This is a genomic window from Staphylococcus sp. MI 10-1553, assembly GCF_010365305.1.
Lineage (GTDB): Bacteria > Bacillota > Bacilli > Staphylococcales > Staphylococcaceae > Staphylococcus.
Genome location: NZ_CP048279.1, coordinates 1,483,011 through 1,508,178, shown reverse-complemented (window position 1 = coordinate 1,508,178; position 25,168 = coordinate 1,483,011). Strand labels below are relative to the sequence as shown.

Genomic DNA, 25,168 nt, shown 5'->3' with positions numbered 1-25,168 from the left:
CGTGTATATGTGTATATATCATACCCATATTTTGAAGTTACACAAACGTCTTCATCATCTAGCTTTTCTAAACCATTTCGTTGTATCCATCATTTACAGCTTCACAATAAACAGCTCTAAAATAAGCACCTTATCCATATAAGACGATTTCAATTGATAGTCTGTTTCTGCACAAACATCTATAATGGTTAACAACGTTTCTAAATCATATTTTCGTGCTTGATTTAATGCAAGTTTTACACGATAAGGATGGACGCCTACCGTTTTTGCGATTTGCTGACCAGTGTATCCTTTTTGATTGAGAATTTTACTTTGATAATAAAGACGATAGTTACTCGTAATTAGCGCCAATAATTTAATCGGTTCTTCTTTTAATTGTATTAAATCTTTAACGAGTGAAATGGCTTGTGCCTTTTGTCCTTTTTGAATATAATCCGTCAATAAAAAAACGTTTTGTTCTAAACTTCTATTCACAATTGTCTGGACATCATCTTTATTAATGGTTGGGCGATCTCCGACAAATAACAACAACTTATCTAATTCTTGCTTAATCATACGATAATGAATGCCTGTTAACTGAATAAGCGCTTCTAATGCATCTTGTTTAATTTCTTTGAAGGACTGGTTCAAATATTGATGAATCCATTTTTGCATTTCTTGTTCAGTCATTTGTTCAATTTTCTTGATGTTTGCCACTTTTTTCAATGCTTTAACAACTTTTTTTCTTTCGTCTAACTTCGCTGCTTGAACTTGAAAAATAATTAAAGAAGCCCCATCATACTTTTCAATAAACTCTATTAAACTGTCTGCGTTTGCCTGTGCCTCTTTAGGTGGTTTTTCACCGGTAAAAACATAGCTATTTTGTACAACGACAATCTTTTTATCTGAAAAAAATGGAAGTGTGATCGCTTCTTCAATGATTGTATTTAAGGACGTTTCATACAAATTGTATTTAACAAAATTAAAGTCGTCTTTAGGTTCATTGCCCAAATACTTTTTGGTAAGTTGTTCTGTTTCACGATCAATTAATTCTGGGACTTCACCGTGAATGACATGAATATTTAACATGATGTGATTCCTCTCTATCTCATTGCTTTAGCTGTATTATAACATGAATAATAAGCTGACTTCATTATCAGTTCAACGGCTCTGTTCGCAACGTATAACCAGTTTCATTGAAGTCATCAAACAGGACGTGAATATGATGATTATCTGCGGTGTTGTAAATTTTTGCATGAATATCATGTAATTTTTGTATTGTTAAAGGATGTGGCAAATGATACATATTATGTTTACCTGCAGAAATGAGTGTGACTTCTGGATGAATTTGTCTCAGAAAGGCCTCAGATGAACTTGTCTGACTGCCATGATGACCTACTTTTAATATTTGAATTTGTGGTAAAGTATATTGCTTCAATAGCACATCCTCATTTTTTGTCGTAGCATCGCCCATCAACAAAACATGAATATCGTGAATTGTAGCTAATGTCACAATTGAATGCTCATTAGGGTCATCACTTTCAGGAATGTCTGTATTGAAAAATTGAAATTGAAAATCACCTAACACAATACGAGAGATGTCCTCATATGAATACAATTTTGCATGTTCACTAGCGATCACATGTTGAATCATTTGAAACTTCCCTTCATCAAAATGTGATGGATTAATAATCACCTTTTTAATGTTCACATATTTTGATAAATGTTCGATTTCACCCATATGATCTTGATGTGCATGTGTGATGACGAGATAGTCGATTTGCTTTATCCCCAATTTCTTAAATAGCGGATAAATGTTTTTCTTTACAATATTGATATTCGACTGCTTAAATTGATGATTTTCATATGCGCCACCCGTATCAATCATAAGTGTTTCTCCTGTTTGGCTTTGGAATAATATAGCGTCACCTTGACCCACATCAATCATTGTCATTTGGTTAATATAACGGGGATGAACTTGCCAAAGTATGATGCACAGACAACAAACCAGGACTATAGAAATGATATATCGCCTTTGAGAAAGTAAATAAAGAAGTATAAACGTTGCTATCGTACAGCAAAGAAATCCAAATTCTCCAAAGTCTGGAATCGGTAGTGTGAAATTTTCTAACACTGTGAGCCGTTTTAACAAAAAAGCTTGGATATTAAAAATAAAGTGTGTGATATGCGTGAACAAAGGTACAAAGGCAGGCGCAGCGATTGCGATGGTTGCAAGCATAAACGACAGTGGAATGACGATCATACTGTAGAGTGGGATGAAGAATAGGTTTGAGATTAAACCTTGCCATTGAATCTCATTAAGTTGTGCATAGTTTAAAGGAATAGATGCGATAACAGCGATATAAGAACCTAAAAAGAGTGATTGATAAAAGGGGCGCTGTGTAAAAACGCTTTTCATCAAAATCAATATGCCAGAAATTAAAAAAGAGTATAAAAAACCTAAGTGATAGTGATAGTCGCCATTTAAAAGACTCATACCACAATAAACTAGCAAAAGTGACTGGAGTGAAGTCATATTAAAACTTCTTGAAACCACTAGCATGACCAACGTCATAGCAACCGCACGTGTCGCACTTGGACTGGCACCCACAAAGATCAAGAATACGGGTAAAAAGAGCATTAATGCCACTTCTGTGTAAAACATAGGTAACGGGAGGCGTTTGCCAATCGCATAAAAAATTAAAATGAATATACTTACGTGGGTCCCGCTTACAGCAAATAGATGAGAAATACCTAACTGTTGCGCTAATGCTTTCATATCTCTATCTAAATAATTCGAGTTCCCCGTTGCAATCGCTATAAGTTCCCCTTTTCCGAAAAGTTGTGAATCTAATAGTCTCTCAGTTACAACATTTCTTAAATACGTAATCCGTTGTTTTAACGTCGGTGTTGTGATATGACATTGATCAAATGCTATTTTTTTAACGATAAAGAGCGGTCGTTGTTGACGATAAAGTGGCGGCTGAAATGTACCCGTCAATTGACATTGATGATTCAGAAGAAAATGCGCATCAGGGATAAATTGCTGTGGTTTTATACGTCCTTTAATAAATATTGGTTCTTTATTGAATGTTGCCTGCACAGATAAAAGATGATCCGTCACGATAGGTAAAGTTGTCAAATGGACGTTAATCGTTTGGGGAGATGAAATCGTTGCTGCTGTTGGGGTTAAACTCTCATTTTTATGCTGTATCGTCTCAACTGTATAGCCAATGAGTACCATAATCAAGGTCGAAATGATAAATAACCATGGCTTTCTCTTTAAACACAAACTGCATGCTAACACGCTATAAATGAAGCATGCAGTTAACATATGATGATATGCAATGTGACCGATAACATATGTAAGCAACCAATAAGTCATTACGATTTTAATAAATATTCCGCAATGTGTTGAGGATTAAAATTGATTTTTTCATAGCACACACCGGATTGTTCTAATAGCTTTACGGCGTAGTCATGATTATGGTAATCTTCTGCATAATAAATCGTTTTGATGCCAGCTTGAATAATTGATTTTGTACAGTTTAAACAAGGAAAGTGTGTCACATAAATTGTTGCATTTTCAGTGGAGACACCTTGTTTTGCACATTGCAGTATCGCGTTCATTTCAGCATGTATCGTTCTAATACAATGCCCATCTTCCATTAAACATCCTTCATCAATACAATGGACTTCACCCGAAACTGAACCGTTATAACCACCCGCGATGATTCGATTATCTTTAGTAATTGTTGCACCAACAGAGAGACGTGTACAAGTGGATCTCAATGCTAGTAAATGAGACTGTGCCATAAAATAGTCATGCCATTGAATGCGTTTCATGCTTTTTTGTCACCTCGTATCGTTGTTCATTTTATTCTCATTATAAAGGATTCGACTTGCTTCGACTAGTTACATCCTACTTTAGGATTAAACTGTTAAATAGTCCTTTAGTTTTTCAAATGTTTTTTCTCCAATTCCTTTGACATCTTTCAAATTTTCAACACTTTGGAAAGGTCCGTTTTCTTCACGGTGTTTAATAATCGTTTGTGCTTTTGAAGGCCCTATGCCAGGAATTTGGGTCAGTTCCTTCTCGTCTGCAGTATTTAAATTGACAGAGATGTTTTGTGATGTAGACCCAGCTGACGAATGATCTTGTTGTGTTGCATGACCAGGGTTAGAGGGAACAGCCTCTCCATGAGTAGGAATATAAATCATTTTTTGATCAGTTAACTTTTCTGCTAAATTAACACGACTCAAATCAGCAGTTTTCAACGGTTCTGCCTTATCTAATAATTGTTTCATTCGATCGTCTGATTGCATTTCATACGTATTCGGATTTTTTACTGCACCTTTAATATCGACAACAATTTTTTGAAATGCTTGTTCTTTTTGCTCTTTTTTATCTTTGCTTTTCGATTTTGCTTGATGGGCTTCAATCGGTTGTGTTTGTTGCATCGCTAAAGCATCTTTTGAAGCATCTTCTTCACCCGTATTAAAGACGAGCCACCCTCCAATCGCAATGAGAAAAGCAATGACGACTGCTGTTTGAATTTTGTACTGTTTGACTAACGCGATGAATTGATCTACAGAAAACATAAATAAAACCTCCTATCATACGTATCACACGCATGAAGAAGGTTTTTTACTTGTTATTTTTTTACAATAAAGAATAAGCGATCACTTTCTGGATCTTGTGTGTCTCGATTAAAATCATAAAATGTTTCGATGTGATTAAAACCGACATGATTCAGCATATCAATATACTCATCCTTTTCAAAAGTGCGCTGATATTGTGATTCATCTTGCCTGACGTAAGTTTGTGCTTTATTTAATATAAAGAATGTTAAATCATGCCAAACACTGTATGGTGCTTCAGCAGGTTCAGTTTGCCATACTAATGTTAAATCTTCACGGTCATCAAGATAAACTTGTCCGTTAAACTGATGTGTCATTTTATGCGTAGTATGGACGTCGAAAATGAGATAGCCATCTGAATTCAAATGTTGATAAACATGTTCAAATGTTGCCATCACAGCTGTTTCATTAGCTAAATAATTCAAACTGTCACAAAGAATTGTAATTAAATCAAAGTCGGTATTCAGATTAAAATCCGACATGTCTCCTTCAATCCATTGCACTTGACTCGTTTTTTGTTTGGCTAGAGCTAACATTTCAACACTTAAATCCATACCAATGACTTCATCAGCAAATTGTGTGAAATGCTGTGTCAAAGTCCCTGTGCCACAACCGATGTCGAGCACACGAGAAACCTTTTGTTGTTGAAGTGTCTCTTGTATCAAATCGAGCCACAGATCATAAGGTTGATCATCTGTGAGTCGGTCGTAAAATGCACTTAAATTTTCATACTGCATTATGAGTTAATGACCTCTTTATAACCCAACATTTCAACATCTTGATACAATTTTTCAAGATTGTAATAACTGCGTTCGTCTTTGTGGAAGACATGTACAACAACATCCGTTAAATCTACAAGTATCCAACGTGCTTCATTAAAACCTTCCATACGTTTCACTTCAATTTGGTGTGACTCAGCACTTTCTTTAACAGCACGAGCAATTGCTTGAACTTGTCTTTCGTTATTCCCATGACATACAACAAAGTAGTCAGTGAGATCAGAAACACCGCTCATATTAAGCGAAATAATATCTTCTGCTTTTTTTGCATCGGCTGCTTCAACTGTTAACATTAATAAATCTTTTGCGTTCATTTAATCATCCTTTATTTTAGAGTCATTAAAATTATAGTAATTCAGACAATCGATAGTAGCTTGGTACACACTGACATCTTTTTTGACGAGGTACAAGACAGTTCTTTTTGAAATTTCATAAATTGTTTTATCTAACCCACCGCCATTGTATACCATATCTCGAATTTCTTCCACTTTTGGCGTATTTCGACCGGGTTCAATATAGTCAGCTATAAAGACCAATTTTTCAGTTTTAGTCATATGTTTACGCCCTGTAGTGTGGTTGTATATCGCTAATAAAATTTCGTCATCTTGGATACCATATTGGTGCTTCAATATTGCTGCACATACAGGTCCATGTAATATCTCTGAGCCATAACTTAATAAATCATGATTGAGATCGTATCGTGTCACCTGTTGGTATAAAAAGCTCAAATCGTCATATTTGCAAAAATCATGCAAAATCCCTGCAAGTTCAGCTTTTTCTTTATCTCCCTCATAAATTTCTGCCAATTTAACTGCCGTTTCCGCTACACGCAAAGAATGTTCAAATCTCTTCTTCGGTAGCTTTTGTTCGACAAGTTCAATCGCGAATGTTCGATCCATATAACCCCTCCTTCAATATGTAGTGCTCGACGTTCAGTGGCACCCACATATGAATCGTTTGTTGTTGAGACCTTCTATGACGAATTTCGGTTGAACTGATCGCCATATCTGGTATGTTGATCGGCATTATTGAATCGTCATCTGATTGAATCAAATAACCACGATTCACGACGACAAACGTTACGAAAGATTTCAGTGCATCAATTTGATACCACCGATCAAGTTGCTCATATTGGTCCGTTCCGATGACAAAATACAACTTTGCATCAGGTGATTCTTGATGTATATTCAACAAAGTATCATAAGTATAACTTTGTCCTTTACGTTCAATTTCATCTAAACGAAGCGTCCCAAACCCCAAATTTTCAATGACCAACTCAACCATTTGAATACGATGTTCAACCTCGATTAATTCATCATGTTTTTTCAATGGTGACATAAAACTAGGCATAAAATAAAAGTGATCCGGTTGAATAGCTGCATTCACTTCGCTTGCAACCATTTCATGTCCACTATGAATCGGATTGAATTGTCCTCCAAAAACAACAATTTTTTCCATATTTATGGTAACTCGATTTGTTTGTTTTCTCGAGATTCTTTGTAAAGGACAATCATTGAACCGATAAGTTGGACTAATTCACTATCCGTTGCTTGACTAATATTTTGTGCCAGTTCACTTTTGTCATCCATATTGTTTTGTAAAATATGAATTTTAATGAGTTCACGATTTTCGAGTGTTTCTTTTAATTGCTCTACCATATTTTCATTAATCCCAGACTTACCGATTTGGAAAGTTGGAGCAACATGATGTGCCTTACTTCTTAAAAACCTTTTTTGTTTACCTGTTAATGCCATAATGGCCTCCTTAAGTCATTGTTGGATTTAATTTATTTAATACCGCGTTACGCATTGTCGTAATATCACTATCTAAACCCGTCCAAATTTTAAAACTTTCAGCACCTTGATAAATAAACATATCTAATCCATTATAAGTCAAACATTCTTTTTCAGCAGCTTCTTTTAAAAATGTCGTCTGAAATGGAATATAAATGATGTCACATACGAGCACACCAGCTTTTAACTGCTCAAATGACATGACACTATCTTGAGATTGATGCATCCCAACAGGTGTCGTGTTAATAATAATATCAAATTGATGTGCGATAGTTGCGACATCTTCAAGTGAGAACGGTTGAATTTGAAGTTGCCAGTCATTGAATCGGGACATAGAGCGATTTGCAACGGCTATCATGTTCTTAGTCACTTGAGATAACGCATAAGCAATGCCTTTACTTGCACCCCCTGCACCAATAATTAAAATGTGCGCGTCAGTTAAATCGCCGTACTTTGCCTGTAATCCTTTGACAAATCCTGTACCGTCCGTGTTATAGCCAGTCCATTTACCATTTTCAATTTTAACAGTATTCACTGCACCAATGGCTCGCGCTTCATCTGACATGTCGTCTAAATAATCGATAATGCGCTCTTTATGCGGAATCGTCACATTAAAGCCATCAAGTTCTTTTTCATCAATAATACTTCGAATATGTTTAAAATGTGTAGGCGGAATATTAAGTGCTTCATAGCCATAATCTAAGTTTAAACTTTTAAAATTCGCATGGTGCATGAGTGGTGACAATGAGTGGTCAATAGGATGTCCAATAACTGCAAATTTCATTCAACCTCACACTCCTTACATAATTGAAGGTCTCAATGTCACTTCTACATTTTGAGGTACAATTACATCTAATTCTGCACCTGCGTCCACTGTGACAAATCCTAAACCTGAAATCATCATGTCTTTTTTCTCATTTTCCGTTGTTAAATGAACTGTTTTTAACTGATCAAAGTCAAAACGATCTTTAGGTGATGGTGGTGATAATAGCGTACCAATTTGTTTGCGCCACAAATCATCTGCTTTTTCTAATTTTGTGCGATGGATATTCAATTCATTCGAAAAATAACAGACGAGCGGACGTTTACCACCTTTTAAATAATCGACACGCGCTAAACCACCAATAAACAACGATTGCGCTTCGTTTAATTGATATACACGTTGCTTAATCTCTTTCTTAGGCATAATCGTATTTAATGCCTTTGTCGACACGTAATGGGTCATTTGGTGTTCTTGAATAATCCCTGGCGTATCGTACATATAGTGTTCTTCATCAATCGGAATATCAATCATAGCCAATGTCGTACCAGGAATTCGCGAAGTTGTGACGACATTTTTTTCGCCTACTGTTTGTTCAATCAACTTGTTAATTAACGTTGACTTCCCGACATTAGTAGTACCGACGATATAGACATCTTGACCTTCACGATGTTTTTCAATCGTTTGTAACAAATCATCAATACCGATACCTTTATATGCAGAAATTAAACACACATCTTCGGGATATAAACCGTATTCCTTGGCTAAACGTCTTAACCATTCAGTTACACGACGCTTATTGATTTGTTTTGGCAATAAGTCAATTTTATTTGCTACTAAAATAATCTTTTTATTTCCAACAATACGTTTGACCGCATGAATAAAAGAACCTTCAAAGTCAAATACGTCAACTAAATTCACGACGATACCCGGTTTGTCTGATAAGCCATTTAATAATTTTAAGAAGTCGTCACTTTCCATGCCAACATCTTGAACTTCATTGTAATTTTTTAATCTAAAACAACGACGACAAATGACATCTTCTTTATCTAAACTTGCTTTTGGAACGTAACCCGGTTTTTGAGGGTCGTCAGATTGTAGTGTTGACCCACAACCAATACATTTTAAAGTTTCAGTCAATTACGATTCCTCCCATTTAATATAGCCTTTTCTTTTAAAATGCTTTAATAACCGTCGTTCAACTAAACGATTAAATTTTGTGATAAAACCATCAGAATTTTTCACTGGCACAACCATAATTGTATATAGGCCATGTCGATTACCGCCAAATACATCTGTTAACATTTGGTCTCCAATAACAACCACTTCATCTTTTTGAATGCCCATTTGTTCAGTCGCACGGCGTAATGCTTTCCCTCTAGGTTTTTGTGCTTTAAAAATATAATCCACTTTTAAATTTTGGCAAAAAGATTTTACGCGTTGTTCATTATTATTAGAAACAACAGTGACTTTAAATCCTTGTTCATCTATAGTTTTAAACCAATTTTCAACTTTAGGCGTAGGTTGTGCTTCATCCCATCCGACTAATGTATTATCCAAATCTGTAATAATCCCTTTGATATTCAATTGTTTTAGTTTGTCAAAATCAATTTCATAAATCGAATTCACATATTGATTTGGTAAAAATAATTGCTTGATGATACCCATGTTCATCCTCCACTTTAAAAGACTTCATTCGTTATATTATAGCATATTTATGTGCAATAATTGTGTGTTTTGTTAAAGGATTTTCACAAGTTCATTCACCATTTGACTAGACGACTTTGCTGCGACTTTAAGGAAAGCTTCAAATGTCATTCCCGCTTCACCGTCAGCTAAATCAGAAATCGCACGTGTCACAATAAATGGCACATTAAACTGGTGACATGTATGGGCAATGGCAGTTGCTTCCATTTCAACAGCTAATGCGTTAGGAAAATGTTCTAAAATGACTTGACGCTGTTCATTCTTACCGATGAAGCTATCACCTGAAACAATCAAACCTTCTCTACCGTTTTGATTTAAAGACTTTAAGACATTATCTACTTTTTCAAATAATGATGTATCTGCTTCAAAATAAGTCGGCATACCTGGAATTTGTCCCATACCATAGCCGAACGCACGTGCATCAGCATCATGATAAGCGACTTGTTGACTAATGACAACATCTCCGAGCGCTAATCCAGGCTGTAATCCCCCCGCTGATCCGGTGTTAATAATACATTGGGGTTGAAAACGATCAATAAGTAAACTTGTAGAAATGGCTACATTCACCTTACCGATACCGCTTTGAGTTAAAATAATATCTTTATCATTCAATGTCCCTTTATAAAAAATGGTATGCGCGATTTTAATTTCTTCTGCCGCATCCATTTGAGATTTTAAAATTGCTACTTCTTCTTCCATTGCACCGATGATTCCAATCATTCAAATGCCTCCTCAATAAATTTGGTGTTTCACTTTATATTTACCGTTGTCATTTTATCATATTTATATATTTGAGTTCAGTTTTATCATTGAGATATGACTGTCGTTTAATGAACACAAATTATTAAACAAAGATATCCATATACGTTCTTTAATGTCTATCAATCAGTTTCTATAGTAAATCTTATAATCAATTGAGGGCCAAGACAACTGAATGTCCTAGCCCTTAATCATTAATCGTATTTAATTGTTATTGGCTCCACAATGCGGCTAAACCTTGTAATGAGAAGAAACCGGTAAAGATCGTAACGATGACTGCAACAATGCCGAATAATAACATCCAAGTTGGGTGTTGATAATCTCCAACGATACGCTTATTTTTCGAAGCAATCAATACGGTACCTAAAATAATAGGAAGAATCAAACCATTTAATGCCCCAGCAATAATCAATAATTTAACCGGACGACCGATAAATAAGAAAATCAAAGTCGACACAACGATAAATGTCACGACTACATAATTATCGTATGTTCTCAATTTGTTGTGCATCGTTTTAATGAATGTTGTACTCGTATACGCTGAACCAATGACTGATGACATCGCCGCCGCAAACAGCACGATACCAAAAATATTTTTACCGATTGGCCCAATAGCATGTTCAAAGACAGAAGCTGGCGGATTCTCAGGATTTAAAGCGACACCTGTGACAACAACACCAAGTACTGCTAAAAATAGCAAACTCCGCATCACACCAGTTGTTAAAATCGCTGAAATAGCAGAACGATTCACAAATGGTAAATAGTCTTTTCCTTTAATCCCTGCGTCAAGAATACGGTGCGCACCTGCAAATGTAATATAGCCGCCTACAGTTCCACCCACTAATGTAATAATAGGTAAAACAAGTGCTGAAGGATTTTCAGGAAAGACCATACGTTGTGCTGCTTCTACATATGGCGGATTGGATTGAATCATGACATAAGCAACAATTAAAATCATGAGTACGCCGAGAATCATTGTAACGACATCCATGATTTTCTGGCCATTTTTAGAAATAAAGACGAGAATAGCAATGACAGCAGTAATCGCGGCGCCTACACGAACATCTAAACCAAAGATCGCGTTTAAACCAAGTCCAGCTCCCGCAATATTCCCAATATTAAATGCCAATCCCCCTAATGCGATAAGAAGAGAAATAAAAGTGCCTAGCCCTTTAACCACTTCATTAGCAATTTCTTGGCCACGATAGCCTGTTACGACAAGGACACGCCAAATGTTAATTTGTGCCCCAATATCAATAATGATAGATAATAAAATCGCAAATGCAAAACTTGCCAAAAATTGTTCAGTAAACACGGCAGTTTGTGTTAAAAACGCAGGTCCAATTGCAGAAGTGGCCATTAAAAATACAGAGCCGAGCAACAACCTTTTATGCGCTTTAGTGAATATAAATTCACCTGGTTTTTCAATTTGATTGGATTGTTTCTTCATCGCTTAACCCCCTAAAGTTACAATATCGACATTCACCTCTGATAAACGCGAACGAATTTCTTTAACAAATTCAAGTGCATGTGCACCATCACCATGAATGCAAATTGTATCCGCTTCAATTTCAATCACTTCACCTGAAACTGCTTTAACTGTGCCTTCTGTTACCATTTGTACAACTTGCGCAATGGCTTCTTCACTGTCTTCAATCGTGGCACCATCTTTTTTACGACTCACTAATTGGCCATCACTTTCGTAACGACGGTCTGCAAATACTTCAGAGGCAACTTTAAGCCCTTGTGCTTTGCCTGCATCAATGAGTATAGATTTTGATAATCCGACTAAATACAATTGTGGATCAATATCATAAACAGCAGAGGCAATCGTACGTGCAATTGCTTCATCTCTCACGGCCATTTGATAAAGTGCGCCATGCGGTTTGACATGATTAAGCACAACACCGTTAATATCACAAAACATTTTTAAAGCGCCCACTTGATAAACGACCATGTTATAAATCTCAGTTAAAGACATATCCATATTGCGTCGGCCAAAACCTTGTAAATCAGGAAAACCAGGATGCGCGCCTACACTCACGCCGTTTTCTTTAGCACGTCGCACAGTTTCTGACATCACATTTTCATCACCGGCATGAAAACCACATGCAACATTAGCAGAAGTAATCAAAGGTAAAACCTTTCTGTCGTTACCGATTTGATAGTTACCAAAACTTTCTCCTAAATCACAGTTTAAATCAACTTTCATCTTCATTCTCCTCCTTGAAAATACGATAACGATCTAAGAATTTAATGTCTACATCGCGTGCATCGCCCTCATAATATGGTGGATAAGATAATACTGCATATAAGAAATCTGCCGTCGTAGTAAAGCCATCAATAACAAGTTCATCTAATGTTACTTTTAATTTTTCAATCGCATGTGCACGATTTTCACCTTTGACGATCACTTTAGCGACAAGTGAATCATAATATGAAGAAACAGTATAACCACTATAAAGTAAAGAGTCAACACGTACATTAAATCCTTGTGGCAAATGTAATCTTTGAACTGTACCAGGTGTCGGACGAAATGCTTTTTGTGGGTCTTCTGCATTAATTCTAGCTTCAATGACATGCCCATAAAAATGAATATCATCTTGTGTAAGTGAGAGTGTGCCGTCTTGCATAATTCGTAATTGTTCACGTACTAAGTCGACATCTGTACGCATTTCCGTCACTGTATGCTCAACTTGAATACGTGCATTCATTTCAATAAAATAATACGCATCTTCAGTGACTAGGAATTCAATCGTACCCGCACTCCGATATTGTGCTGCTTTTGCGACTTTTACAGCATCATTACAAATCTTCTCACGCTTTTCTTCAGTTAATGCACTACATGGTGACTCTTCAATCAGTTTTTGGTTTTTACGCTGCACTGAACAGTCACGTTCCCCTAAATGAATATAACGTGATTGTCCATCTCCAAGCACTTGTACTTCGACATGTTTAGCAACAGGTATAAAAGCTTCAACATAGACACGATCGTCATTGAAATATTTGTTTCCTTCGCTTTTCGCCTCTTTAAAAGCACGCTCAAGTTGTGACTCTTCTTTCACGATACGAATGCCTTTTCCGCCGCCACCACTCGCCGCTTTAATAACAAGTGGATAACCGATTTCTTCAGCAAGTGCTTTAATTTCATCAACGGATTCGACTGATGATTTAGATCCTGGTATAATCGGCACACCTGCTTCATCAACGGTTTGACGTGCAGTAATTTTATCGCCCATTCGTTGCATCGTTTCTTTCGTCGGTCCGATAAAGTAAAGCCCTTCATTTTCAATCTTTTCAGCAAACGCAGGACTTTCAGATAAAAAGCCATAACCAGGATGAATGGCGTTTGCTTTTGTAATTTCAGCAGCAGCTAATATTTTACGTATATTTAAGTAACTGTCTAAAGGATTCGCTTGTCCGATACAAACCGCCTGATCTGCTAACTTAACGTGGAGACTATTTTCATCACCAACAGCATAAATAGCGACGGACTCCATTTTCAGCTCTCTTAACGCGCGTATAATACGAACCGCAATTTCACCTCGGTTTGCAACTAATACTCGAAACATGTTATCCCCCCTTTACTTCAATGTTAAGATGACTTGATTGAATTCAATATTTTCACCATGACCGACCAACAATTCTTGGACTTCACCCGATTCATCTGCTGTCACTTCATTCATCACTTTCATCGCTTCAATGTAGCCGATAATATCTCCTTTATTGACTTTATCGCCCACTTTTACAGCAGGTTTTGTTAGTTCTTTTTCATCTTGTAAATAAAATGTGCCAATCATCTGAGAGCGAATCGCTTTTGTATCATCTTCTGAACGATCAGTCGTTTGCTGAGCTTGTTCTACGTGATGGTTTGACAGTTGCGTACCTTGTTGTTGGTCTACAGGCGCTTCTGTTTGTTGAATGGACGATAAATCCAATTCTAGCTCCATCTCGTCATCACGATATTTAAAATGCTTCGCGCCATATTGCTTTAATAAATTTAATGTTTGCTCGATTTGTTTTAAGTCCATGATATACTATCTCCTTTTAGAACCGTTTTAATTTTTTGTTGCGTAGGTCTAATGTTGTGCAGTAAGCGTTGAGGCCGTTGACGAATTTGTGCTTTCGCCTCTTCTAACTTTCTATTTTTTCGTGCTAAGATTTCATTCGCCTCATTAAATGTCATCCATTCAAATTTCACCTTATCACCAGGTTGTTTTTGGACAATATCAACAATATCACAATCGATCACTGTTCCGATTTTTGTATAACCTCCTACCGTTTGTCGGTCGTTGAGTAAAATAATCGGGTGACCATCTTTAGGAACTTGCACACTTCCTAATGCGACTGGTTCAGAAATAATGTCGGCATCTGTAAAAGGTTGTATCGATGGACCTTTAAGTCGGTAACCCATACGATCTGAATTTTCTGAAATAGTGAATTCTAACTGCTCAAGTTCTTTAATCGTACGTCGTGTAAACGATTCTAGTTGTGGTCCATCCATCAATCCAATCGGTAATTGTCGCGCTTTGGTAAAACTTGAAAAATCACTCGAACGACCGATGAGCTGATAATCTAAATAAGAGGGTTGTGTTGGAATAATATCATTGGCTTTCAATGTACGTCCTTTGAAACCACCAATTCCTGTACGTGTATGTGTCGCATAGCTGCCTTCAAAGAGTAGAATATCTAATGGTTTCGCAAATCCTATATAACCACGCATCCCATGAATGACACGCCCTATTTCTAATACATCATTTTTTTCAACCTTGATGACAGTTTGATGTGGCACGGGTTGGCCATTTAACGTGGCTGAAAATGGTGCACCTGTCATCGCAAATAAGTTTTGATCGAGAAATTTGATCGTTGGGCCAATCATCGTGAATTCTAATGCGGGTTGTCCCTCTGTTTCTAATAAAGTGTTTAATATGTCATAACTCGGGCGATCCATCACGCCAGCAGGAGAATAACCCTCAAACTGATGGCCTATACGTCCTTTGTCTTGAACTGTCGTAAACAATCCAGGTTTGATTATTTTAATGGACATCTTCTATCATCACCCATTCATCATAGTCTAATTGATTTTTAGTCACATACTTTTGAATATGTAAAAATTGTTCTTCATTAATGGAATAAAATTTAATTCTGTCGCCAGGTTGATATAAAATTTTAGTCTCCCGTTTCGGATTAAAAACATCAATCGGTGTACGTCCAATAATTTGCCAACCTCCTGGTGAATCAGATGGATATAAACCTGTTTGATTATTCGCAATCCCAACTGAGCCTGCATCGATTTTAATTCTTGGTTCTTCTTTTCTCGGTGTATGAAGATGAGGGCTCAAACCGCCTAAAAATGGAAATCCGGGCATAAAACCAATCATATAAACAAGATAATGACTTTCCGTATGATATTGAATCACTTCATCAACCGTTAAATTGTTATGATCTGCTACAATCTCAATATCTGGCCCCCATTTCCCACCATATAGTACTGGGATATTAACGATTCTTTTTTGCCCCGTACTCGCCTTGCTTAGTTGCATGTTGAATGTATCAAGTTGTAGTGCTTTAATTAACATTTCGAAATCTGTTTGAATGCCATCGAAATATACCATAATTGCACGATAAGAAGGTACGATTTCATGAATGTGCGGATGGTTCATCATTTGAATAAATTCCACTACAGCGTTGACATGTTCATATACCGATTCACTAATTTCGGCTTTGAAATAAATCATAAAAGATTGCTCACTAATTTGTCGAAAATGCATGTGCATCCCCCTTTCGGAAAGCCCTTACAATTATATATTTTATCATTATATAGTATCAGTGACAATTAAGTATTGATGAATATAAGATGTTATCGCTCGGAATTATGGCACCCGCTCTTAGGATGGTTAACTTCTAATAATATCTATAGGCATAGAAATAAGCTGGGATACAATGAAGTTTTCCCAGCCATTTTCTTACGATGCATCACATTAAATATTAAAATGTAAAATCAATTTAAATGCTTATTCATGCAAAATGACGATATTGATTATTGAATATCTACAATTTTAACGTTCATTTCGCCACCATTTGGTAGTGGTACGCGTACTTCGTCATCTAATTGTTTACCGATAAGTGCTTGTGCCATTGGAGATTCGTTTGAAATCTTGCCGTTAAAAGCATCAGATTCTGCTGAACCCACGATTTGATAAGATTCTTCGTCATTACCTGGAAGCTCAACGAATGTTACAGTTTTACCAATCTGGACAACATGGTTATCGCCTGTGTCTTCAATGATTAAAGCATGGCGTAACATTGTTTCAATACGTTGAATGTCCTGCTCAATAAAGCCTTGTTCATCTTTCGCTGCATCGTACTCTGAGTTCTCTGATAAGTCACCAAAACTACGTGCAACTTTAATTTTTTCAACGACTTCAGGGCGTTTGACTGTTTTTAATTCTTCTAATTCTTTTTCAAGTTTTTCGTATCCTTCTTGCGTCATTGGATATTGTTTTTGGTTTTCCATTGTCTGCATCTTCCTTTAACTATGATTTAATCTTTTTTACGTACAAGTGCTTGGATCTTAGTTGTCATAATGTCAATAGCAACTTTGTTAGAACCACCTTCAGGAATAATAATATCCGCGAATTTTTTCGTTGGTTCAATAAATTGGTTGTGCATTGGCCTCACAACAGTAAGATACTGATCAATTACAGATTCCATTGTACGACCACGCTCTTTAGTATCTCTGACAAGACGGCGCAAAATTCTTAAATCTGCATCAGTGTCTACGTAAATCTTAACATCCATCATATTGCGCAATTCTTCATTCTCGAGCGCAAATATACCTTCTACGATAATAACATCTTTAGGTTGAAATGCAATCGTTTTATCGCTACGAGTATGATTTGTATAGTCATAGGTTGGTACTTCTACACTTTGACCTGACTGTAATGATTTAAGATTTTGAATTAACAAATCATTATCAAACGCAAATGGATGATCATAATTCGTTTTAAGACGTTGTTCAAATGTCAGATGTGATTGGTCTTTGTAATAATAGTCTTGTTCAATGAGTGCAACACTATGGCCTTCTAAATTATTCATAATTTTATTTGTCACAGATGTCTTACCCGAACCAGAGCCTCCAGCAATACCAATGATCGTTGTTGCCATTCTTTAAACTTCCTTTCGCATCATGTTGTTTGGATAAATAGGCTGGTCAACTTTGATTTGCACGATTTGTAATGGGTGTCGTGCCGCATCAAGTTCATTTCCTTCTTCATCATAAATCTTATCGACGACTTGTTTAAAGGTTTGAATTTCAGGTCCGAAAAACTCCACTTCTTGACCTGGTTTAAAGTGATTTCTTTGTTGTATTGTCGCCAATTGACTGTCTTTATCATAGTCTAATACTAAGCCGATAAAGTCAAATGGTGCTTTTTTACTTGATTCATTTCCAAACATTTGCTCTTCATAACCTGGTGTACCTTTGAAAAATGCTGGTGCTGTATCACGGTTCGCACATTTATCTAATTCAAAGAGCCATTCCGATTTAATTTTGAAGTTTTCTGGGTCTGCAGCATACGCATCAATCACTTTACGATAAACTGAAACAACTGTTGCAATATAGTGAATAGATTTCATTCGGCCTTCGATTTTAAGTGAGTCAATACCTAAATCCATCATGTTTGGAATCGATTCAATTAATTTTAAATCACGTGGACTCATTGCAAATGGAACGGCATTGCCATCTTCATAATAGACATCTAGTTCGCCGTCATTATCAACTGTTAATAAATCATAATCCCAACGACAACTTTGACAACAACCACCACGGTTAGAATCACGTGCTGTCATATGGTTACTTAATGTACAACGACCTGAATACGCGATACACATGGCACCGTGAATGAAAGCTTCAATTTCGATATCCACTTTATCTTTAATTTCTTGCATTTCCATCGCACCTGTTTCACGCGCAAGTACGACACGGTCTAAGCCTTCTTCTTTCCAATATTCTACCGCTTTGTAGTTACTTAATGATTGCTGTGTAGATAAATGGATTTCTAACTTCGGTGCGACACGTTTACACGTTTCAATAATTAATGGGTCTGCTACGATAATGCCTGTTGCACCTGTCGCTTCTAATTGTTCTAAATAGTCATCAAGACCGTCCATATTTTCATCATGTGCGATAATATTTGTCGTCACATAAATTTTAGCACCGTAACGATTTGCAAATTCAACACCTTCACGAATTTCGTCCATTGTAAAGTTGTCCGCATTTGAACGTAAACCGTACTCTTGACCGCCGATGAATACAGCATCTGCACCGTAATGAACGGCGATTTTTAACTTTTCTAAATTGCCAGCAGGTGCGAGTAACTCAGGCTTTTTCATTTTCGCTTTCGTTGCTGTCTTAACTGCTTCAAGTACCTTCATCCATGCCCTCTCCTATCTTTAGTATACTGTTTGCTTGTAATAGAATCCTTCATCAAACGGTCGATGCTCTGGTTGTACTGCTTCAATTGGGTCTACAAGCATAAATTTTTCATCTTCATACGCTTCTGGATCTTCTTCGTATAAATCAATAGCTTCACGATATTGCTCAGTCGCTACATTAATATATTCTTCTGTTTGGAGCACCCCATCAATTTTAAAGCTGTCGATTCCCGCTTCAAACAATGGTTCTAACTCTTCAATTAAACAAATATCGTTCGGCGACATAATATGCGTGCCATTATAATCTTCAAAAACTGGATATTTATTATCACGCTCTTCATCGTAAAGTAATAATTGACTGTCCGTCGCCGCTTCATTACGTTGAATTTTCATTTGACGGTCTTGGAATGTATAGTAGTTGCCTAAAAGCATACGTTTCGATTGGAACATACACGTCATGCCGTGGACTTGCACTTCAATCTCAACATCACTATTTTCTTTTATGTTCAAGATTTCTTCTAAACTCAACTCACGAGCAAGCACCGCTCTTTTCGCACCACGTCTCCCCCAATAGTTACATTGGAAATGGTTCGTAACGAGTGTTTCTGCATTCCAGTTTAACGGAATAGGGTTTTCTTGTTGCTTTACAATCATCACAACTGCAGGATCACCAAAAATGATACGATCCACCCTAATTTCATGTAAAAATGCAATATAATCTTCAAGTGCTAGAATATGGTAGTTATGGAAAATACCATTCACTGCAGCATATGCTTTTTTACCAGCATGATGAATGATTTCAACCGCTTTTTTCATCTCTTCTCGATTGAATTCCCCGGCTAATCGCAAGCCAAACTTTTCTTCACCGATAACAAATGCATCTGCCCCTTTTTCAATTAAGGTTTCGATGTGACTTAAAGACTTCGGTGTCACTAATAACTCAGTCATGTTTACTCTCCTTTATTGATATCGCTAGCCCATCATCCATATGAATAAAATTCGTTGTAAAACCATGTTGTTGACTTAGCCATTGATTGTATCGTTGTACCTTTTTTACCATCTGTTTGACATTGCGACTTCTTACCACATCGATGTCCGCAACGAAACCATGGTATAAAATATTATCTGTAATCATAACACCTTTTTCGCGTAATAACGGACTATAAAGCTCAAAAAAGCGTTGTGACTGTGCTTTAGCAGCATCGATAAAAATCATATCATAAATACGGTCATTCACGAGTTCAAATGCTTCTGTCGCATCTGCTTCAATTAAACGAATTTGATCCGCATAACCATATTGATGGATATTCGCTTTCGCTTGTTGAATCATCTCTTCATTACGCTCAATGGTCGTCACTTTAATTTCTTTATTCACTGAAGCGAATTGCATCGCACTATAACCAATTGCACTACCCACCTCTAAAATGTCTTTCGGCTGATGTAGACGAATGATTTGTTGAATGAGATCTAAAGAAAGCTGATCTACAATAGGCACTTGATGCGTCTCTGCATAGTCACGCAATTGGTCGATATCATTGTCATATTGTTTTAAGCTTAAAAGATATGATTGATTTTTATCTTCCATGTATTTTGACTTCCTTTTTATATTCTAAAAATCATCAAAAAATAAACCAGCCAAGTTGGACTGATTTAACTTTGATGTCTGTATATGCATCACGGAAATGTTGTTTATTTATCCGTTCATTCATAGCACTTTTTCAATGACTTCTATACATTTTATCACATAATTGCTTGACTGATAAGCATCAATCATCATTTTAGTGAAACATTTCATGGAATTTGATAAACCTTATTTAAAATGTTTTAGAAGTAAGGATTACAAAATTAACCTATTTTACGGATTTGTTGAAATGCATATCAACTTAGACCCTGATTTTTAAAGAAGAAATTTGAGCAAAAAAGAGCAAAAGTTACTGATTACGTTTTACTGTTTAATCCAAGTTAAAATCTATAATTGCTACTGTGATTTAAAAATAGCTGACAAAATTAAAATACATAGAAAGACTAACCCAATACGGATGTATTACAAGGAGTCTCGAATAAAACTTTAGGTAATCTTACTTTTAATATTATGAATCTACATGCCACATGATGTGTATGTATTTTTTGTAATAATGGAAATGAAATCGATATTTTAAAACGATTTTGCCTTTAAGAGATTGCAGAACTGGTCGAGACTCCGCAGCGATGAATGCGTAAACAAATTCCATCACTATACTTTAATAGTGGTTGCTGTTTATCGCAGTAGCTGTCTGACTTCTCAATACGCCCGCTTTTGAGTAGTCTAGTCAGCCTTAGTACTACGAAATCTTTATTTCATAGGAGATTTCTGTACTGCTCGCGAAAATCCAATTTGGCTTCCATCAAGTGTACACTTTAATCACGCCAAATTTAGTTGAAGTGAGCCACCTCGGAACACGAGACCAGGTGAACAATCCTTTAAAGTAACAAAAAAGAGCAGGCACATCTTTCAATGCCTACTCTTTAATTCATATTAACAATTAATGATCATGGTCGTGTTCATCATCCATATTCGTATTGACAACTTCTTCAATCATATCCCATTCTTCATCCGTCTCAACAGGTAAAAAGCGTCCGCCTTCTCCTGATTCGTCTGGCTCGTTAATCATAGGAATCAATTCAATTAAATCTTCGTCATCCGCTTGTGCGCCTTCTTCTGCAAGGATCACATATTCTTTTTCAAAACCAGGGTGATAAAACTCTAACATTTTACGATATAAGACTTCATTACCTTCTTCATCAAACAAAGTTAATAAAGTTTCGTCATTTTTAATTTCAATTTCTTGATTATGGTTTTCGTTTGTCATATTCGCTCTCTCCTTAATTCAATCCATCTAAATAGCCTTGTAAAATGAATACCGCAGCCATTTTATCAATCACTTTTTTTCTTTTTGCTCTTGATACATCGGCTTCTAACAATGAACGTTCTGCAGCCATTGTACTTAAACGCTCATCCCACATAATAATTTCTAAATTTGGCATCCGGTCTGCAAGTGCATCTTTATATTTTAACGAAGCTTCACCACGAAAGCCAATAGAATTGTTCATGTTTTTTGGTAATCCAATGACAACCGTACCCACATTTTCTTTTTGTATGATGTCAATTAAGGCATCGATGCCGAGCTCATTTTCTTCTTCGTTAATTTGGAGTGTATCTAAACCTTGTGCTGTCCAACCCATCAAATCACTAATCGCAACACCAACTGTACGGCTTCCAACATCTAACCCGATAATTTTATGTTTAAGCATGCTCGTCCTTACTATGGTTTTGTAAGTAGTAAGACACTAACTCTTCCATAATATCATCTCGATCGATATGTCTAATTTGATTACGTGCTTCGTTATGACGTGGAATATACGCAGGATCACCTGAAAGTAAATAACCTACAATCTGATTGACAGCATTATACCCGCGTTCTTCTAGGGTATTGTAGACGTTGTTTAAAACTGTTTCGACATTGTCTTTTGGAAGTTCATCATAGTTAAATTTCATTGTTTTATCAAAATTAGCCATAGTCTAACACTCCTTAAACCATAATGAGATTACTCTTTCATTTTACATGAATTCAACACTCATTATAACGATTTAATATAGTTTTTAATAAATTGTAATGCTTCTGTTATCTTGTCAGGTTCAGTACCGCCACCTTGCGCCATATCAGGACGGCCGCCACCTTTCCCGCCAACGACTGGTGCCATATTTTTAATAATGTCTCCTGCTTTCACACGATTCGTTAAACCTTTCGGTACACTTGCAATTAATGAAACTTTACCATCGACATCACTTGCTAAAACGATGATACTATCTTGCAATTTTGATTTAAAGTCATCCATTGTTGTACGCATCGCTTTCGCATTGTCCACTTCAACTTCAACAATGAGTACAGGCATGTCGTTAATCGTTTCCACTTGGTCTTTAATATTGCCCATTTTCAATTCATTTAAAGCTTTGTTTTTGTCTTCAATCGATTGTTTCAATGTTTTTTCATTATATTGAAGTTGTTCGACTTTTTCAATGACTTGTGCGTCCGATTTTGCTTTCACTTGTTGCTTAACCGTATTGAATTGGTCTAAATAGTGTTCTAAATAAAGGAATGCATTTTGTCCAGTCACCGCTTCAATACGACGGACACCCGCACCTGTACCTGATTCACTTGTTATTTTAAACAAACCAATTTCTGATGTGTTTCGTACATGTGTTCCACCACAAAGCTCGATTGAAAATGGTTGCATGTCTACAACACGGACGATGTCGCCATATTTTTCACCAAATAACGCCATTGCACCTTTAGCTTTCGCATCCTCAATGTTCATTTCTTGAATATCAACTGGAATGCTGTTCCAAATTTCTTCGTTGACCATTTGTTCAACTTGCTTGATTTCTTCAGCTATCATTGGTGCGATATGCGAGAAGTCAAAACGGAGACGGTCACTATCGACTAATGAACCTGCTTGATTGACATGTTCACCTAAAACTTTTTTCAATGCCGCATGCAATAAGTGAGTGGCACTATGGTTTTTCATAATCGCCGTTCTTGCTTGACGATCAATCGTTGCAGTTACTTTAGCCGCTTCACGAACTTCACCAAATTGAACGACACCTGTGTGTAAATGTTGACCATTTGGCGCTTTAATTACTTCTGTCACTTGAATATCAAATTGCGCATTGCTTACTGTTCCTTTGTCAGCCACTTGACCACCGCTTACTGCATAGAATGGTGTTTGATCCAAAATAAAATGAATTGTTTCACCTGCATCAGCCGTCGTCACACGTTCACCGTCACGCACGATGTCTGTAATTTTAGCTTGCGTTTCAAACGCTTCGTAGCCTATAAACTTGCTCGCTGTGTTGATTTCTTTTAACACTTCGCTTTGAACTTGCATCGATTGACTGCTTTGTCTTGCTTTACGGGCACGTTCACGTTGTGCTTCCATATGGTCGTTAAATGAATCCATATCGATGGCTAAATCTTCGTTCAATGTAATTTCTTCAGTTAACTCAATTGGGAAACCGTATGTGTCATATAATTTAAATGCATCTTCACCCGCAATCGTTTTGTTTGAAGATTTGGCTTGTTGGATTAAGTCATTTAAAATCGCTAGACCTTCTTCTAAAGTTTCGTGGAAGCGTTCTTCTTCAGATTTAATGACACGTGCGATAAAATCTGCTTTTTCTTTAACATTTGGATAGTAAGGTTCCATAATATCCGCAACAATATCCACCAATTGATACAAAAATGGCTCGTTTATTTCTAGCGTTTGGCTAAATCTAACCGCACGACGTAATAAACGACGTAAGACATACCCACGACCTTCATTCGCAGGTAACGCACCATCAGAAATAGCAAAAGCAATTGTACGAATATGATCGGCAATGACTTTAAATGCGACATCGTTATCTTTATCGACTAAATATTTTTTGCCTGAAATTGCTTCAACTTGACCGATAATCGGCATGAATAAGTCTGTTTCATAGTTTGTGCGTACGTCTTGGGAAATAGAAGTCATACGTTCTAATCCCATGCCCGTATCAATATTTTTACTTGGTAGTGGTGTATACGTATGATCTTTATTATGATTAAACTCACTAAATACGAGATTCCATACTTCTAAATAGCGTTCGTTTTCGCCACCTGGATACATTTCTTCAGCTGGATCATCTTGACCATACGCTTCACCACGGTCATAAAAAATTTCTGTATTTGGTCCAGACGGTCCTTCCCCAATATCCCAGAAGTTCCCTTCAATACGAATGATGCGATCTTCAGTCAAACCGACTACCTTTGTCCATAAATCATACGCCTCAGTATCTTCAGGGTGAATCGTTACGTACAATTTTTCAGGTTCCATCGCCATCCAGCGTTCACTTGTTAAAAATTCCCACGCAAATTCAATCGCTTCACGTTTAAAGTAATCACCAATTGAGAAATTACCCAACATTTCAAAAAACGTATGGTGACGTGCAGTGAAACCTACATTTTCAATATCGTTCGTACGGATTGATTTTTGTGCGTTCACGATACGTGGTTTTTTCGGAATCTCTCTGCCATCGAAATATTTTTTTAATGTCGCAACCCCTGAGTTAATCCATAATAATGAATCGTCGTCAATCGGAACTAATGGCGCTGAAGGTTCAACCATATGTCCTTTCTCGACAAAAAAGTCAATATACATTTGACGAATATCACTAGCTTTTAAATTTTTCATCTTTACAACTCCTTGATTCAAATAAATACAAAAAAACACCCGTCTCTCAAAAAAAGGGACGAATG

28 protein-coding genes are annotated in these 25,168 nt (G+C 36.6%); all 28 read right to left on the bottom strand.

What is annotated here, in order from left to right:
• Positions 1-93: 93 nt before the first annotated feature.
• On the bottom strand, positions 94-1,068 hold the full coding sequence (holA, locus tag GZH82_RS06995) for a DNA polymerase III subunit delta (RefSeq protein ID WP_162681880.1): 975 nt from the start codon (positions 1,066-1,068) through the stop codon (positions 94-96).
• A 67-nt stretch (positions 1,069-1,135) separates the two neighbouring features.
• On the bottom strand, positions 1,136-3,223 hold the full coding sequence (locus tag GZH82_RS06990) for a DNA internalization-related competence protein ComEC/Rec2 (RefSeq protein WP_238989538.1): 2,088 nt from the start codon (positions 3,221-3,223) through the stop codon (positions 1,136-1,138).
• Between the two features lie 140 nt (positions 3,224-3,363).
• Entirely contained in the window at positions 3,364-3,825 is a 462-nt protein-coding gene (locus GZH82_RS06985) for a ComE operon protein 2 (RefSeq protein ID WP_162681878.1), read from the bottom strand.
• Positions 3,826-3,912: 87 nt separating this feature from the next.
• Positions 3,913-4,581, bottom strand: coding sequence for a helix-hairpin-helix domain-containing protein (locus GZH82_RS06980; protein WP_162681877.1), 669 nt, complete (start codon positions 4,579-4,581; stop codon positions 3,913-3,915).
• Between the two features lie 53 nt (positions 4,582-4,634).
• Complete coding sequence (locus tag GZH82_RS06975) at positions 4,635-5,357, bottom strand: class I SAM-dependent DNA methyltransferase (RefSeq protein WP_162681876.1); 723 nt, start codon at positions 5,355-5,357, stop codon at positions 4,635-4,637.
• Entirely contained in the window at positions 5,357-5,713 is a 357-nt protein-coding gene (gene rsfS, locus GZH82_RS06970; protein WP_162681875.1) for a ribosome silencing factor, read from the bottom strand. The genes GZH82_RS06975 and rsfS overlap by 1 nt, the downstream gene beginning before the upstream one ends.
• Positions 5,714-6,298, bottom strand: a complete 585-nt coding sequence (gene yqeK, locus GZH82_RS06965) for a bis(5'-nucleosyl)-tetraphosphatase (symmetrical) YqeK (protein WP_162681874.1) — start codon at positions 6,296-6,298, stop codon at positions 5,714-5,716.
• Positions 6,276-6,857, bottom strand: coding sequence for a nicotinate (nicotinamide) nucleotide adenylyltransferase (gene nadD / locus GZH82_RS06960; protein WP_162681873.1), 582 nt, complete (start codon positions 6,855-6,857; stop codon positions 6,276-6,278). Before nadD ends, yqeK begins: the two co-directional genes overlap by 23 nt.
• A 2-nt stretch (positions 6,858-6,859) precedes the next feature.
• Positions 6,860-7,153 carry a ribosome assembly RNA-binding protein YhbY gene (gene yhbY, locus GZH82_RS06955; protein ID WP_162681872.1) on the bottom strand — a complete coding sequence of 98 codons (294 nt, stop codon included), beginning with the start codon at positions 7,151-7,153 and terminating at the stop codon, positions 6,860-6,862.
• A gap of 10 nt (positions 7,154-7,163) precedes the next feature.
• Positions 7,164-7,976, bottom strand: coding sequence for a shikimate dehydrogenase (aroE, locus tag GZH82_RS06950; protein ID WP_162681871.1), 813 nt, complete (start codon positions 7,974-7,976; stop codon positions 7,164-7,166).
• A 15-nt stretch (positions 7,977-7,991) separates the two neighbouring features.
• Positions 7,992-9,092 (bottom strand): ribosome biogenesis GTPase YqeH, encoded by a 1,101-nt coding sequence (yqeH, locus tag GZH82_RS06945; RefSeq protein WP_162681870.1) that lies wholly within the window; start codon positions 9,090-9,092, stop codon positions 7,992-7,994.
• Positions 9,093-9,620 carry a YqeG family HAD IIIA-type phosphatase gene (locus GZH82_RS06940; protein ID WP_162681869.1) on the bottom strand — a complete coding sequence of 176 codons (528 nt, stop codon included), beginning with the start codon at positions 9,618-9,620 and terminating at the stop codon, positions 9,093-9,095.
• A gap of 72 nt (positions 9,621-9,692) precedes the next feature.
• The gene (locus GZH82_RS06935) at positions 9,693-10,379 is read right to left on the bottom strand and encodes a 5'-methylthioadenosine/adenosylhomocysteine nucleosidase (RefSeq protein WP_162681868.1); all 687 of its coding nucleotides are present in this window, start codon (positions 10,377-10,379) and stop codon (positions 9,693-9,695) included.
• Between the two features lie 250 nt (positions 10,380-10,629).
• Positions 10,630-11,868 (bottom strand): NRAMP family divalent metal transporter, encoded by a 1,239-nt coding sequence (locus GZH82_RS06930; protein WP_162681867.1) that lies wholly within the window; start codon positions 11,866-11,868, stop codon positions 10,630-10,632.
• A 3-nt stretch (positions 11,869-11,871) separates the two neighbouring features.
• A complete protein-coding gene (pxpA, locus tag GZH82_RS06925; RefSeq protein ID WP_162681866.1) occupies positions 11,872-12,630 on the bottom strand; it encodes a 5-oxoprolinase subunit PxpA in 759 nt (252 codons plus the stop codon).
• Positions 12,620-13,990: an acetyl-CoA carboxylase biotin carboxylase subunit gene (locus GZH82_RS06920; RefSeq protein ID WP_162681865.1), complete on the bottom strand. Its 1,371-nt coding sequence runs from the start codon at positions 13,988-13,990 to the stop codon at positions 12,620-12,622. The genes pxpA and GZH82_RS06920 overlap by 11 nt, the downstream gene beginning before the upstream one ends.
• 12 nt (positions 13,991-14,002) lie before the next feature.
• Positions 14,003-14,449 carry an acetyl-CoA carboxylase biotin carboxyl carrier protein gene (locus GZH82_RS06915; protein WP_162681864.1) on the bottom strand — a complete coding sequence of 149 codons (447 nt, stop codon included), beginning with the start codon at positions 14,447-14,449 and terminating at the stop codon, positions 14,003-14,005.
• Complete coding sequence (locus GZH82_RS06910) at positions 14,440-15,465, bottom strand: 5-oxoprolinase subunit C family protein (RefSeq protein ID WP_162681863.1); 1,026 nt, start codon at positions 15,463-15,465, stop codon at positions 14,440-14,442. Before GZH82_RS06910 ends, GZH82_RS06915 begins: the two co-directional genes overlap by 10 nt.
• Positions 15,455-16,189, bottom strand: a complete 735-nt coding sequence (gene pxpB, locus GZH82_RS06905; protein WP_162681862.1) for a 5-oxoprolinase subunit PxpB — start codon at positions 16,187-16,189, stop codon at positions 15,455-15,457. Before pxpB ends, GZH82_RS06910 begins: the two co-directional genes overlap by 11 nt.
• Before the next feature lie 269 nt (positions 16,190-16,458).
• A complete protein-coding gene (gene greA / locus GZH82_RS06900) occupies positions 16,459-16,935 on the bottom strand; it encodes a transcription elongation factor GreA (protein ID WP_162681861.1) in 477 nt (158 codons plus the stop codon).
• A 26-nt stretch (positions 16,936-16,961) separates the two neighbouring features.
• Positions 16,962-17,585 carry a uridine kinase gene (udk, locus tag GZH82_RS06895; RefSeq protein WP_014613750.1) on the bottom strand — a complete coding sequence of 208 codons (624 nt, stop codon included), beginning with the start codon at positions 17,583-17,585 and terminating at the stop codon, positions 16,962-16,964.
• A 3-nt stretch (positions 17,586-17,588) separates the two neighbouring features.
• Positions 17,589-18,854, bottom strand: coding sequence for a peptidase U32 family protein (locus tag GZH82_RS06890; RefSeq protein WP_162681860.1), 1,266 nt, complete (start codon positions 18,852-18,854; stop codon positions 17,589-17,591).
• 18 nt (positions 18,855-18,872) lie between these two features.
• Positions 18,873-19,802, bottom strand: a complete 930-nt coding sequence (locus GZH82_RS06885; protein ID WP_162681859.1) for a peptidase U32 family protein — start codon at positions 19,800-19,802, stop codon at positions 18,873-18,875.
• Positions 19,795-20,439 carry an O-methyltransferase gene (locus GZH82_RS06880; RefSeq protein WP_162681858.1) on the bottom strand — a complete coding sequence of 215 codons (645 nt, stop codon included), beginning with the start codon at positions 20,437-20,439 and terminating at the stop codon, positions 19,795-19,797. The genes GZH82_RS06885 and GZH82_RS06880 overlap by 8 nt, the downstream gene beginning before the upstream one ends.
• A 937-nt stretch (positions 20,440-21,376) precedes the next feature.
• Positions 21,377-21,703, bottom strand: a complete 327-nt coding sequence (locus GZH82_RS06875) for a DUF1292 domain-containing protein (protein WP_162681857.1) — start codon at positions 21,701-21,703, stop codon at positions 21,377-21,379.
• A 13-nt stretch (positions 21,704-21,716) separates the two neighbouring features.
• Positions 21,717-22,145, bottom strand: a complete 429-nt coding sequence (gene ruvX, locus GZH82_RS06870; RefSeq protein WP_162681856.1) for a Holliday junction resolvase RuvX — start codon at positions 22,143-22,145, stop codon at positions 21,717-21,719.
• Entirely contained in the window at positions 22,138-22,410 is a 273-nt protein-coding gene (locus GZH82_RS06865; RefSeq protein ID WP_014613743.1) for an IreB family regulatory phosphoprotein, read from the bottom strand. The genes ruvX and GZH82_RS06865 overlap by 8 nt, the downstream gene beginning before the upstream one ends.
• Positions 22,411-22,472: 62 nt before the next feature.
• Positions 22,473-25,103: an alanine--tRNA ligase gene (gene alaS / locus GZH82_RS06860; protein WP_162681855.1), complete on the bottom strand. Its 2,631-nt coding sequence runs from the start codon at positions 25,101-25,103 to the stop codon at positions 22,473-22,475.
• Between the last annotated feature and the right edge of the window lie 65 nt (positions 25,104-25,168).

Coding starts and splice junctions, on each gene's coding strand:
- holA (WP_162681880.1), bottom strand. CDS start 1,068: ATGTTAAATATTCATGTCATTCACGGTGAAGTCCCAGAATTAATTGAT.
- GZH82_RS06990 (WP_238989538.1), bottom strand. CDS start 3,223: ATGGTACTCATTGGCTATACAGTTGAGACGATACAGCATAAAAATGAG.
- GZH82_RS06985 (WP_162681878.1), bottom strand. CDS start 3,825: ATGAAACGCATTCAATGGCATGACTATTTTATGGCACAGTCTCATTTA.
- GZH82_RS06980 (WP_162681877.1), bottom strand. CDS start 4,581: ATGTTTTCTGTAGATCAATTCATCGCGTTAGTCAAACAGTACAAAATT.
- GZH82_RS06975 (WP_162681876.1), bottom strand. CDS start 5,357: ATGCAGTATGAAAATTTAAGTGCATTTTACGACCGACTCACAGATGAT.
- rsfS (WP_162681875.1), bottom strand. CDS start 5,713: ATGAACGCAAAAGATTTATTAATGTTAACAGTTGAAGCAGCCGATGCA.
- yqeK (WP_162681874.1), bottom strand. CDS start 6,298: ATGGATCGAACATTCGCGATTGAACTTGTCGAACAAAAGCTACCGAAG.
- nadD (WP_162681873.1), bottom strand. CDS start 6,857: ATGGAAAAAATTGTTGTTTTTGGAGGACAATTCAATCCGATTCATAGT.
- yhbY (WP_162681872.1), bottom strand. CDS start 7,153: ATGGCATTAACAGGTAAACAAAAAAGGTTTTTAAGAAGTAAGGCACAT.
- aroE (WP_162681871.1), bottom strand. CDS start 7,976: ATGAAATTTGCAGTTATTGGACATCCTATTGACCACTCATTGTCACCA.
- GZH82_RS06940 (WP_162681869.1), bottom strand. CDS start 9,620: ATGGGTATCATCAAGCAATTATTTTTACCAAATCAATATGTGAATTCG.
- GZH82_RS06935 (WP_162681868.1), bottom strand. CDS start 10,379: ATGATTGGAATCATCGGTGCAATGGAAGAAGAAGTAGCAATTTTAAAA.
- GZH82_RS06930 (WP_162681867.1), bottom strand. CDS start 11,868: ATGAAGAAACAATCCAATCAAATTGAAAAACCAGGTGAATTTATATTC.
- pxpA (WP_162681866.1), bottom strand. CDS start 12,630: ATGAAAGTTGATTTAAACTGTGATTTAGGAGAAAGTTTTGGTAACTAT.
- GZH82_RS06920 (WP_162681865.1), bottom strand. CDS start 13,990: ATGTTTCGAGTATTAGTTGCAAACCGAGGTGAAATTGCGGTTCGTATT.
- GZH82_RS06915 (WP_162681864.1), bottom strand. CDS start 14,449: ATGGACTTAAAACAAATCGAGCAAACATTAAATTTATTAAAGCAATAT.
- GZH82_RS06910 (WP_162681863.1), bottom strand. CDS start 15,465: ATGTCCATTAAAATAATCAAACCTGGATTGTTTACGACAGTTCAAGAC.
- pxpB (WP_162681862.1), bottom strand. CDS start 16,189: ATGCATTTTCGACAAATTAGTGAGCAATCTTTTATGATTTATTTCAAA.
- greA (WP_162681861.1), bottom strand. CDS start 16,935: ATGGAAAACCAAAAACAATATCCAATGACGCAAGAAGGATACGAAAAA.
- udk (WP_014613750.1), bottom strand. CDS start 17,585: ATGGCAACAACGATCATTGGTATTGCTGGAGGCTCTGGTTCGGGTAAG.
- GZH82_RS06890 (WP_162681860.1), bottom strand. CDS start 18,854: ATGAAGGTACTTGAAGCAGTTAAGACAGCAACGAAAGCGAAAATGAAA.
- GZH82_RS06885 (WP_162681859.1), bottom strand. CDS start 19,802: ATGACTGAGTTATTAGTGACACCGAAGTCTTTAAGTCACATCGAAACC.
- GZH82_RS06880 (WP_162681858.1), bottom strand. CDS start 20,439: ATGGAAGATAAAAATCAATCATATCTTTTAAGCTTAAAACAATATGAC.
- GZH82_RS06875 (WP_162681857.1), bottom strand. CDS start 21,703: ATGACAAACGAAAACCATAATCAAGAAATTGAAATTAAAAATGACGAA.
- ruvX (WP_162681856.1), bottom strand. CDS start 22,145: ATGCTTAAACATAAAATTATCGGGTTAGATGTTGGAAGCCGTACAGTT.
- GZH82_RS06865 (WP_014613743.1), bottom strand. CDS start 22,410: ATGGCTAATTTTGATAAAACAATGAAATTTAACTATGATGAACTTCCA.
- alaS (WP_162681855.1), bottom strand. CDS start 25,103: ATGAAAAATTTAAAAGCTAGTGATATTCGTCAAATGTATATTGACTTT.